Origin of the sequence: Nostoc sp. UIC 10630, from assembly GCF_010747425.1 — a bacterium.
GTDB lineage: Bacteria > Cyanobacteriota > Cyanobacteriia > Cyanobacteriales > Nostocaceae > Nostoc.
In genome coordinates, this window is the sequence record NZ_JAAGOG010000219.1 from 1 (window position 1) to 11,637 (window position 11,637).

Here is an 11,637-nt window from a genome sequence, read left to right on the forward strand (position 1 = left end):
CGATTACTTTCATTGACTTTACGGCAGTCAGTGTTACTGCTGACTGCTTTTCTCTAGCCTTTTAGTCCAAAGTCCAGAAGTTAGTGCCCCACTAGAAATATAAAACAGCCCAAATATTACTATTATTTTATTTTCAATTTCTATGTAGTATTCAACTAGTTTGGTGTAACTAATGTTAAGTAATGACAAAAGCATTGTCGATAAAAAAGCTGCTGTCAGTGTAGAAATTGCAATTACAAGCCAAGCATACAATCCTTCCCACCAACTCATTATTCCTGGAAATAATCCTTTTGTTCTACCTATTTCTGGTGCTTGGATTTCTGATATAAAATGACTTATAAGTAGGTGTAAGAAGTGATGAGTGAAAGAAATTATAGGAATTGGAGATAGGATTAACAGTATTGTCAATATAGCAAATAATTCTGGGCTTTGTACCAAGTATGTGATACGGTAGCCTACCTTTCCAGGATTACTGAGTATAAATATAATAAAGCTGAGAAATAGATTTAAAATTAATGCTTTTAACCAAGAGCTAGGATAAGGAAACCATAAAGGCCAATAAAAGTTTTGTAGTTTTTGCTTAGTAACTTCCTGAAGACTCGGCTGTTTCATAACCAATAGATGCGAAGAACTGATAAATTATTCTCTATCTTAGGATTCCCCACATACAGGCAAAAGCAACATCTCCAAAATTTTTAGATTTATATATTTAAAATTTCCTTGATTTATTGAATTTTTGGCAGAAGCCCCTACTTTAGATTCTTTTTCTGAACCTCTGGATCAGGAAAATTAAATACTAACGTTCCTTTGTAATCACAGAGCTACCATTACTAATACTTACTTTTTGAATAAAAACGTCAGTACAAGATGATAAAATATCAGAGCTTATTTTATTAGCAATAGATTCAAAATCTTGGTTTGTTAATCCCCGCGCTGTATCGCCACTTAAATTAATAAAAATAGTTAAAAATTGAGGTTCACTAGAAGACTCCTCATTATCTGTTGCTAATTCATCTTCTACTATGCTTAGATTAAACTCTTTAGTCCAAGCTGGAAACTTCTTACCCGTTTGTTGTCCATAAATTTTAACGCTTTCAATAGATGCAGCCCCTAAACCAGTTAAACCTTTGCGGATAAATGCAACTAAAATTTGCTGATTTGGTACTTGGGCAGATTCTAGCGTTACCTCTAACCAAGCATCTTGAAAGGCAACTTTTGCAGCGATCCCTTTGGGGTGTAAGTGGCGGTTCATCAGAGATGCGATCGCATCTACATCTCCCTGTTTTGCAAGTTCCAGAATATTCGGCTGTGTCATAACCACTAAAAGAGAAAATCTAGGAAAATAAGCTTATATTCTTAGAATTCCCTCTTAACAGCCTTAAGTAACATTATGATGCAAAATATCAACTAACTTAGGGTAAAATATTTAGTATAAAGATAGTCTTTCACAGACTTTTGTAAAAAATATATTTCCCTGGATCAACATCGGTTTTTGCCCTTGCCAAATTAACAGGATTAATATTAATCAATTTAATTCCCATTTTGAATATGAAGTTTTATCGAGATCATGCTTGGCCTTCAACGCTGGAAGAAGCCATAGTTATCCAAGAAAAGCTGCGAGATCAAGTAATTACTGAGGATCAACTAGAAGAACCGATCCAGTACGTTGCTGGAGTGGATATGGGTTTTGAAGCTGATGGAACCATTAGCCGGGCGGCTGTAGCAGTACTGAGTTTTCCTGATTTACAAGTAATTGAGACGAGCCTAGCACACCGCCCTACTACCTTTCCTTATGTTCCTGGGTTCCTCTCATTTCGGGAAATTCCAGCTGTTCTCGATGCCCTGGAGAAAATTCAAACAACACCAGATATCATCCTGTGTGATGGTCAAGGAATTGCTCATCCCCGGAGATTAGGTATAGCTAGCCATTTAGGGTTACTGATAGATATGCCAACAATTGGTGTAGCTAAGTCCAGGTTGGTAGGGAAGTATGAGGAATTGGCAGAAACCAAAGGCAGCAGCCAACCACTGATATATAACGGTGAAACCGTCGGGGCTGTTTTGCGATCGCGCACCGGGGTAAAACCTCTCTACATCTCCAGTGGTCATCGCATTAGTTTACCTACAGCAATTGACTATGTATTACGCTGCACGCCAAAATATCGGCTGCCAGAAACTACACGCATCGCTGATAAATTAGCATCGGATAGATAAAGCTTGTTGAAGTTTTTTCTAAATACTTGCTTCCACCGGCTCAATCATGTTAGGAATCGCACAGAAGGAAGTTGAAGTAGCTAAATACGATTTACGAAGTTAGAACAATGAACGCACTAACTTTACAGTGGCACGATGCAGGTCAAGATAAAACTCAGAACATTTACGAACAACAGCCAAGTCAAAATCCTGGTACTGTCCGCATTGGTCGCGATCCCCTACGGTGCGATATTATTTTGAGTCATCCTACTGTATCTGGTCTGCACGTTGAAATCTTTTTTCATCACCAGCAACAGCGCTTTTATATCAGAAATTTGCGATCGCAAAATCCCCCCCTTGTCGATGGACGGCAATTAGTCCAAGGTGAAATGCCTTTAACAGAGGGTACTAATATCTCTTTAGGACAAGTAAAACTCAACGTTACTCAAGTTTCCACAGGCAGCATTCCAGCAACAATTTTAATGCCACCGCATCCCGGACATCATCACCATTCACCAACACCTCCCGCACCAGCGCTAAAAATTTATGGTTTAGAATGCCCCAAATGTCATAAAGTTTCCCCAGGAGAGAATCTACAAATTGGTTGTCATTGGTGTGGGACATCTTTGGCTGCGGCTGTGAGTGTTTTAGTAGCACCGGGTAGTTAGGAACAAGGGGGAATCATTGAACAAGTCTAATGACCAATGACAAATGACCAATGACCAATGACAAATGACCAATGACCAATGACAAATGACCAATGACCAATGACAAATGACAAATGACAAATGACTTACAAATTCAATTGAGTTGGGAAGAACCAGCGACAGGAGAACGGCGAGAACCAAGGTTGAATATACCGATCGCTTTTGGTCGAGAATTCCCTCGCTTACCTGCCGAACTTAGGGGAATGCGCGTTTCTCGGATGCTGCTTAACAGTAACGAGGTTTCTCGTTACCATGCCCTAATTGACTGGGAACAAGACCAGCTAGTGGTGATTGACCAAGGCAGCGTTAACGGTGTATATGTCAACGGTAAACAACAAACACGCAGTGTTTTGGCTAATGGCGATACATTGCAAATTGGCCCTTATGTAATCACAGTGAAATTTGGTGCTAGCGTCTCTGAACCAGATACCAGCCCCCCTTCAACAATTCACTTCAACGCAAATACCAATCTTCCAGACCCCACATTGCCTGTAGCCCAGCCGCTAACGCCCTTGGCAAGTAATTTCCCGCCACTAGCGTTTCAATCGGAAAATGTCGCCGTCCAAGCGCTTCATGCTACAGGTCTATCAGTAGATGAATCTGATTATCTAGCGATCGGGGCGGGATTGGGTAGCTTTGTTTGGGCTGATTTGCTGCGACTTAGTGGTGTGCGTGCTGACAAGATTGTAGCTTTGGGATTGGAAGCAGAGCCTTATGCTCGTTACAAGCGCCTTTGTTTGAATTCGCAAATTCCCTTATATGAAAGACTGCGTTCTAATTCTGACTCTTGCCCTGATAATATTTGGGGTTGGCCTAGTTATGCCTTGCGCGAAGCTTGGCGTGATTGCAGCAAGGGACAGATAAACTCAGCATTGAAGTACCTATGGCAAGTGTTTGCTGAACCAACATTTGCTGAAACTTATACACCCCGTGCGGGTAATGTCTTTGATTCCATAGACCGGGAAGCGAAGCGCATTGGCTGGAATCAAATTTATCGTTATGGACGAGTTAGGGCAATTCGCAAAACTGATGATGGCAGATATTGCGTGGCCTATTCTCGCGCCCCAGGAAATTATGCTTTTTTAGTTACTCGTTATTTACATTTAGCTACTGGGTATCCAGCAATTCAATTTCTTCCAGATTTGCAAGCTTATAGAGAAAAATATCAAGATTTTAAATCTGTCGTCAATGCTTATGAAGCCCACGATCATGTTTATGAGCAACTAGAGCGACAAGGTGGTACGGTATTGATTCGGGGGCGGGGAATTGTGGCTTCGCGGATTATTCAGCGCATTTATGAAGCCAGAAAGCGAAATCGGAATATTGCAGTTTTGCATTTAATGCGATCGCCTAAACCTCAAGGCAACAAATTTCAAAATACCCAGCGCCTAGTCAAAAATCATTACGAATTTCAACCCTTTAACTGGCCAAAAGCCTGTTGGGGCGGCGAACTCCGGGCAATGTTAGAAAAAGCCACCCCCGATGAACGCAAGCGTTTATTAGCAGACTGGGGTGGAACTACCACCGCCGACCGCCAAGACTGGCAGCAAATTACTGCCCAGGGTATCAGCGAAGGCTGGTATCAAATTACCTTCGGTGAGGTTTTGGATGTAGAACGAGATGCCCAAAACCGAACTATTACCAGTATCCGAGAGCAAAGCTTTGGGGAAATAAAATTGCTAGCTGATTTTATTGTTGATGCTACGGGACTTGATGCTAAAGTAGATGCCAATCCTCTGATAGCAGATTTAGTGAAACATTACAATCTCCCTGTCAATCATCTGGGGCGATTGACTGTAGCAAACAATTTTGAACTAGTAGAAATGCGTAGTGGCAAAGGTCAAATGTATGCTGCTGGGGCTATTACTTTAGGTGGCCCTTATGCTGCCGTTGATAGTTTTTTGGGCTTGCAATATGCTGCATTAGTCGCCGTTGATGGACTAGCTGCCACCCGTGCTACTGGAATTAATCGTTTGAATACTATAAGTTCTTTTAGGCAGTGGTTGAAGTGGGTGTTAAATCAGTCACCTTAGTTTAAGAAATTGCACGAGACAGGAAAAATACAGTATTTAACTGTTGCCGGTTTTGCTGCTTGAAAATTTCTGAAGTGAGATAAGAACGATCCAAAGAAGATTTTGAAACAGTTAGAAGCTAAACTTTATTTTTAATTAAGAAATTATAGTAATTAGGCGATGTCTACAATCCTCTACGCCTAAGCATTTCGCCAAACATCAAAATTTTACAACCCGCTTGTGCGGGTTTTGTTTTGTAGCTGCAATAATATAGATAAATAGCTATTTAACTATAAAAATATATTACAAAAAGTTTACAAATAAGTGAGCCAGTACTTTTATATAAAGTCAACAATTACAAAGAAATATTTCGTTTTTTATATCGATTTGTGTCATATAGGGGATAAAATGCCTACTGGGCAAGCGTTTTCTGATAAAAAACAGATATTGCCTAAAGATCACAAGTTACCTGTGGCTGATGATGCCGCTAGGAACTTCCTTCAGAGAACACGCATCAAAGGAGCCGAAGAAGCATGTTCACACACGTCAAGTCCACCATTAGACACATTGCGCCTGATAACTTACGCGGACGTAGTTTAATCAAGGTGGTCTATGTCGTGCTTGAGTCCCAGTACCAGAGTGCTTTGTCGCAAGCAGTTCGCACCATTAACGCGAACAATCCCAACTTGGCGATTGAAATCAGCGGGTACTTGATTGAGGAACTCCGCGACCCTGAGAATTACGAGGAGTTCAAACGAGAAATTGAGAATGCGAATATCTTCATCGCTTCCCTCATTTTCATCGAAGACTTAGCACAGAAAGTTGTAGCAGCAGTAGAACCACACCGCGATCATCTCGATGTTTCCGTTGTCTTTCCCTCAATGCCAGAGGTAATGCGCCTGAGTAAAATGGGCAGCTTTTCCTTGGCACAGTTGGGTCAGTCAAAAAGTGCGATCGCCCAATTCATGCGGAAACGCAAAGAAAAATCCGGTGCGGGATTCCAAGATGGGATGCTGAAGCTTTTGCGAACCCTGCCGCAAGTGCTGAAGTTTTTACCAATGGACAAGGCACAGGATGCCCGAAATTTCATGCTCAGTTTTCAGTATTGGCTAGGTGGTTCTCCAGAAAATCTGGAAAACTTCTTGCTGATGCTAGCTGATAAATATGTATTTAAAGGTTTAGAAAAACAAAATTTTGCACCTTCTACGTATGAACAGCCGGTGGTTTATCCCGATTTAGGGATTTGGCATCCTTTGGCTCCCAGTATGTTTGAAGATGTCAGAGAGTACCTCAATTGGTATACAGCTCGTAAGGATATTTCTAGCGATCTAAAAGATCCCCTAGCTCCTTGTGTCGGGTTAGTATTGCAACGCACTCATCTAGTTACAGGCGATGATGCCCATTATGTGGCAATGGTGCAAGAGTTGGAAGCACTAGGCGCACGGGTATTACCTGTGTTTGCTGGTGGTTTGGATTTCTCCAAGCCTGTGGATGCTTACTTCTATGAACCAACTACCAATATACAGTTGGTAGATGCAGTGATATCGCTGACTGGTTTTGCTTTAGTGGGTGGCCCAGCCAGACAAGACCATCCCAAAGCAATTGAGTCACTCAAACGCTTAAATCGTCCTTACATGGTGGCATTACCCTTAGTATTTCAAACCACAGAAGAGTGGATGGATAGCGATTTAGGGTTACATCCAATTCAAGTAGCTTTGCAAATTGCGATTCCTGAATTGGATGGGGCAATTGAGCCAATTATATTATCGGGTAGAGATGGGGCTACAGGGAAAGCGATCGCACTGCGCGATCGCGTTGAAGCTGTAGCCGAACGCGCCTTAAAATGGGCGAACCTCCGCCGCAAGCCGAAGCTGGAGAAAAAAGTCGCCATCACTGTTTTCAGCTTCCCGCCAGATAAAGGCAACGTGGGAACCGCCGCTTACTTGGATGTATTCGGCTCAATTTACGAGGTGATGAAAGCCCTCAAAAATAACGGCTACGACTTACCAGAATTGCCAGAATCCGCCGAAGCGTTGATGCAAGAAGTCATCCATGACGCACAGGCACAGTACAACAGCCCAGAACTGAACATTGCTTACAAAATGTCGGTTCCTGAGTATGAGGCATTAACCCCCTACTCTCAACGCCTAGAGGAAAACTGGGGCCCACCTCCCGGACATCTCAACAGCGACGGGCAAAACTTGCTGATTTATGGTAAGCAATTCGGTAATGTCTTCATCGGTGTCCAACCTACATTTGGTTACGAAGGCGATCCGATGCGGCTGTTATTCTCCCGTTCAGCTAGTCCTCACCACGGTTTTGCTGCTTACTACACTTACCTAGAACAAGTTTGGAAAGCTGATGCTGTACTGCACTTTGGTACACACGGTTCCTTAGAATTCATGCCAGGTAAACAGATGGGGATGTCTGGTGATTGTTACCCAGATAACTTAATTGGCTCAATTCCTAACTTGTATTATTACGCAGCCAATAATCCGAGTGAAGCGACAATTGCCAAACGTCGGAGTTACGCCGAAACAATTTCCTACTTGACACCGCCGGCAGAAAATGCTGGTTTGTATAAAGGTTTGAAGGAACTCAGCGAGTTAATTGCTTCTTACCAAACTTTGAAAGATAGTGGACGCGGTGTTTCCATTGTCAACAGCATCATGGATAAATGCCGGATCGTGAATCTGGATAAGGATATTCACCTGCCAGAAACCGATGCCAGAGACATGAGTGCCGACGATCGCGATAATATTGTTGGCAACGTCTACCGCAAGTTGATGGAAATCGAGTCGCGGTTGTTGCCTTGTGGTTTGCACGTCATTGGTAAACCGCCAAGTGCAGAAGAAGCGATCGCAACTCTGGTCAACATTGCTAGTCTAGATCGTCAAGAAGAAGGAATTCAAGGCTTGCCGGGAATTATCGCTAACAGCCTTGGACGTAACATTGACGATATTTACCAAAATAACGACAGAGGCATTTTAGAAGATGTCCAGTTACTCCAAGACATCACCTTAGCAACCCGTGCAGCAGTTACCGCCCTTGTCCAAGAGCAAATCGACGCGGAAGGACGAGTTTCTTTAGTTTCCCGGTTGAATTTCTTCAACATGGGCAAAAAAGAACCTTGGGTAGAATCATTGCATAAAGCAGGTTATCCCAAAGTTGATAGCGCCGCCCTAAAACCCCTATTTGAGTATTTGGAATTCTGCCTAGAGCAAGTTTGTGCCGACAACGAACTCGGAGCATTACTCAGAGGCTTGGAAGGCGAATACATCCTACCGGGTCCTGGTGGCGATCCCATCCGCAACCCGGATGTATTACCCACGGGTAAGAATATCCATGCTTTAGATCCGCAATCCATCCCAACAACAGCAGCAGTTCAATCAGCCAAAATCGTTGTAGACAGGCTTTTGGCACGTAACAAGGCAGAAAATGAAGGAAAATGGCCAGAAACCATCGCCTGCGTTCTTTGGGGAACCGATAACATCAAAACTTACGGTGAATCCCTAGCGCAAATTATGTGGATGGTGGGTGTGCGTCCAGTTCCCGATGCCTTGGGACGGGTGAACAAGTTGGAATTGATATCTTTAGAAGAGTTGGGACGACCCAGAATTGATGTGGTAATCAACTGTTCTGGTGTATTCCGCGACTTGTTCATCAACCAAATGAACCTGCTAGACCAAGGGGTGAAGATGGCAGCCGAGGCAGATGAACCCTTAGAAATGAACTTTGTTCGCAAACACGCTTTGCAACAAGCTGAAGAAATGGGGATTAATCTGCGTCAAGCAGCGACGCGCGTTTTCTCCAACGCTTCTGGTTCCTACTCGTCAAATATCAACTTGGCGGTAGAAAACAGCACTTGGGATAGCGAAGCCGAGTTGCAGGAAATGTATCTCAACCGGAAATCCTTCTCCTTCAATTCCGATAACCCCGGAATTATGGACGAATCACGGCAGATTTTTGAAAGTACATTAAAAACTGCTGATGCAACTTTCCAAAATCTCGATTCTTCCGAGATTAGCTTAACGGACGTTTCCCATTATTTTGATTCAGATCCCACGAAGCTGGTGGCAAGTCTGCGGGGTGATGGTAAAAAACCAGCATCTTATATTGCAGATACAACCACAGCTAACGCCCAAGTGCGGACATTATCAGAAACCGTGCGTTTGGATGCGCGTACCAAATTGTTAAATCCCAAATGGTACGAGGGGATGCTCTCTCACGGTTATGAAGGTGTGCGCGAATTATCCAAGCGGTTGGTGAATACCACTGGTTGGAGTGCGACAGCTGGCGCTGTGGATAACTGGATTTATGAGGATACTAACGAAACCTTCATCAAAGATGAAGAAATGCAGAAACGGTTGCTGAACCTTAATCCCCATTCTTTCCGCAAGATTGTATCAACTTTGTTGGAAGTTAATGGACGCGGTTATTGGGAGACTAGCGAGGATAATTTAGATCGTCTGCGCGAGTTGTACCAAGAAGTTGAAGACCGAATTGAAGGGATAGAATAATCCCTAATTATAAATGTAGGGACGTTTTATAAAACGTCTCTACATAAAAAACGGTTTTGACAAATTGTTATGTAATCCGGCTAAATGAAAATCAAATATATAATTATAGATAGGTATGTCTGCTAAAGATGTCTTTCATGAAGTTGTGAAAACAGCTTTACACAAAGATGGTTGGCAAATTACTCACGATCCACTCACAATGAGCGTGGGAGGAGTTAACCTTTCAATTGATTTAGCCGCCCAAAAGCTGATTGCAGCAGAACGTGAAGGACAAAAAATTGCAGTCGAAGTCAAAAGTTTTTTAGAAAGGTCGTCTGCTATTTCAGAATTTCATACAGCATTAGGACAGTTTATTAATTATAGAGGTGCATTACGACGGCGGCAACCAGAGCGTGTTTTGTATTTAGCAGTACCTTTAACAACTTACAAAACATTTTTTCAACTTGATTTTCCTAAAGAGATGATAGCAGAAAATCAAGTGAAAATGCTTATTTATGATGTAGAGCAAGAGGTGATTTTCCAATGGATAAATTAACTCGATATCGCCAGCTTGTACAACAGATACTACATGATTATAGTGAGCAAAAACCAGCTAACGGAAATATAGAAGTTGAAACAATTTTTGATACAGAACGCAACCATTATCAAATAGTTCATGTAGGGTGGGAAGGTCAAGACTGGGTACATAGTTGTATTATTCATATTGATATTAAAGGTGGGAAAATTTGGCTTCAGTGGAATGGTACAGAAGATGATATCGCAGCTAACTTGGTAGCTGCGGGAGTTCCCAAGGAAGATATTGTGTTAGGTTTTCAGTCTCCTTTTATGAGACAGTTTACAGAATATGCAGTGAGTTAGGAGATGTTTTGAAAATCTCCAAGTACTACTCAATGAATGTGAACCCCAACTCCTGTGTTTATATGATATTGATGGGCTAGATAATGCTAATGTTTTGTTAGTAGAGTTAAGTTGCTATTATTTTTTTGTTCTTGTGCTATTCTATACAATTTACTTTATTTAGAATTTACTTTTGAAAATTCGCTTTCTAGTCTTTTTTTCAACTGTTCAACAAAACTTACAGTTGTGATTACGTCACGATTATCTATATTAATATTTAAATGCAGAAACTGCTCTTCAATAATCTCAGTTCCTTTCTCAAATACTTGTAAATATTCTTGCTGGCTATTAAGCACAGATATAATTTTATTACAATACTGTTCCATTTTTCTTTGATTATCTAAGCTCGGCATATCTGCTCCTGCGGTCAAATACCTCATAGCCATAAGCAAATAATATTTACATTTTTTATACTTAGGGTCTAACTTGTTTCTATTTCTCTGATTAAAAAGATTTTCAAGTCGATAGTAAGCAAAAGCACTTGCATAATAGCTTGTTGGACTATGATTAGCACCAAAAATCTTACTACCTATTTCTCTGGATAAATCTCCATAGGAACGTGATACTCTATGAGGCTGGTCAAGAAACATAGCAGCAAAAGTTTTAATTTGGTCGGGAATTGTAATAACACGATTTTTCGGTACATCTGCTCTATCGTGATACTGTTTTGAACGTCTTTCATAATATAACTGTTCTCCAGCATGAAAGGATTCAAACGAGTTGTAGCATTGCTCTAATTTTTTTTGGAATTCAGATAAAGCTGCAAGTTCTTCTTTTTTAACAGGTGTTTGATGATTAGTTGCTTTGATTATGCTATTTATTACATCATCTTTGTCTGTAACAATTATTTTTACTGGAATTTGTAAATTATTTATACCACTTAAATTTCTACAGTTAAATAAAACGTGGCTTGTTTGACACCCGTTAACTATTTGATAATCTCGAATATTAAATCTATTGCCAACAGTATCTAATGATTTAGCTATTATTGTTATTCCATTATTTAAGACTGAAAATCTATCTAATTCTCCTGACTTTAATGTAGACTCGATATCATGATTAACATCATTACTTCCTTGAAAAGCTCGAATATTATCATAAAAAATAGATAATCTAATATTGTCGAACTCATCAACTATTAGTTTTCTGAATTCAGAAAAAGGTAGAGTACCTATATACGATTCAGATATTCCTGAGATTTCAGGTAATACTACTCTGCTAGCAAAAATAATATAGGACTAATATTTGATTTCTGAAAAAGCTCCGTACATTTGAAGGGTGGGGAAATCAAAGGTCGTGTGTCGGATA

At 41.1% G+C, this 11,637-nt stretch carries 9 protein-coding genes; 6 read left to right on the top strand and 3 right to left on the bottom strand.

Annotated features, from left to right (window positions below; all coding sequences use genetic code 11):
- Positions 1–33 precede the first annotated feature (33 nt).
- Both G1O98_RS32060 and G1O98_RS32065 read right to left on the bottom strand, forming a co-directional pair.
- Entirely contained in the window at positions 34–618 is a 585-nt protein-coding gene (locus tag G1O98_RS32060; RefSeq protein ID WP_163936959.1) for a hypothetical protein, read from the bottom strand.
- 178 nt (positions 619–796) lie between these two features.
- Positions 797–1,315 carry a hypothetical protein gene (locus G1O98_RS32065; protein ID WP_163936962.1) on the bottom strand — a complete coding sequence of 173 codons (519 nt, stop codon included), beginning with the start codon at positions 1,313–1,315 and terminating at the stop codon, positions 797–799.
- Between the two features lie 233 nt (positions 1,316–1,548).
- Between G1O98_RS32065 and nfi the strand changes: the two genes are divergently transcribed.
- From nfi to G1O98_RS32095, 6 genes are all read left to right on the top strand, one after another.
- Positions 1,549–2,214: a deoxyribonuclease V gene (gene nfi, locus G1O98_RS32070; protein WP_163936965.1), complete on the top strand. Its 666-nt coding sequence runs from the start codon at positions 1,549–1,551 to the stop codon at positions 2,212–2,214.
- 107 nt (positions 2,215–2,321) lie between these two features.
- Positions 2,322–2,861 (top strand): FHA domain-containing protein, encoded by a 540-nt coding sequence (locus tag G1O98_RS32075; RefSeq protein WP_163936968.1) that lies wholly within the window; start codon positions 2,322–2,324, stop codon positions 2,859–2,861.
- A gap of 113 nt (positions 2,862–2,974) precedes the next feature.
- Positions 2,975–4,933: an FHA domain-containing protein gene (locus tag G1O98_RS32080; protein ID WP_163936973.1), complete on the top strand. Its 1,959-nt coding sequence runs from the start codon at positions 2,975–2,977 to the stop codon at positions 4,931–4,933.
- Positions 4,934–5,445: 512 nt separating this feature from the next.
- Entirely contained in the window at positions 5,446–9,432 is a 3,987-nt protein-coding gene (locus tag G1O98_RS32085) for a magnesium chelatase subunit H (RefSeq protein ID WP_163936980.1), read from the top strand.
- A gap of 115 nt (positions 9,433–9,547) precedes the next feature.
- On the top strand, positions 9,548–9,967 hold the full coding sequence (locus G1O98_RS32090; RefSeq protein WP_163936983.1) for a XisH family protein: 420 nt from the start codon (positions 9,548–9,550) through the stop codon (positions 9,965–9,967).
- Positions 9,955–10,290, top strand: coding sequence for a XisI protein (locus G1O98_RS32095; RefSeq protein WP_163936986.1), 336 nt, complete (start codon positions 9,955–9,957; stop codon positions 10,288–10,290). Before G1O98_RS32090 ends, G1O98_RS32095 begins: the two co-directional genes overlap by 13 nt.
- Before the next feature lie 155 nt (positions 10,291–10,445).
- Here G1O98_RS32095 and G1O98_RS32100 read toward each other — a convergent pair whose 3' ends face one another.
- Positions 10,446–11,561 carry an AIPR family protein gene (locus tag G1O98_RS32100; RefSeq protein ID WP_163936989.1) on the bottom strand — a complete coding sequence of 372 codons (1,116 nt, stop codon included), beginning with the start codon at positions 11,559–11,561 and terminating at the stop codon, positions 10,446–10,448.
- Positions 11,562–11,637: the final 76 nt, after the last annotated feature.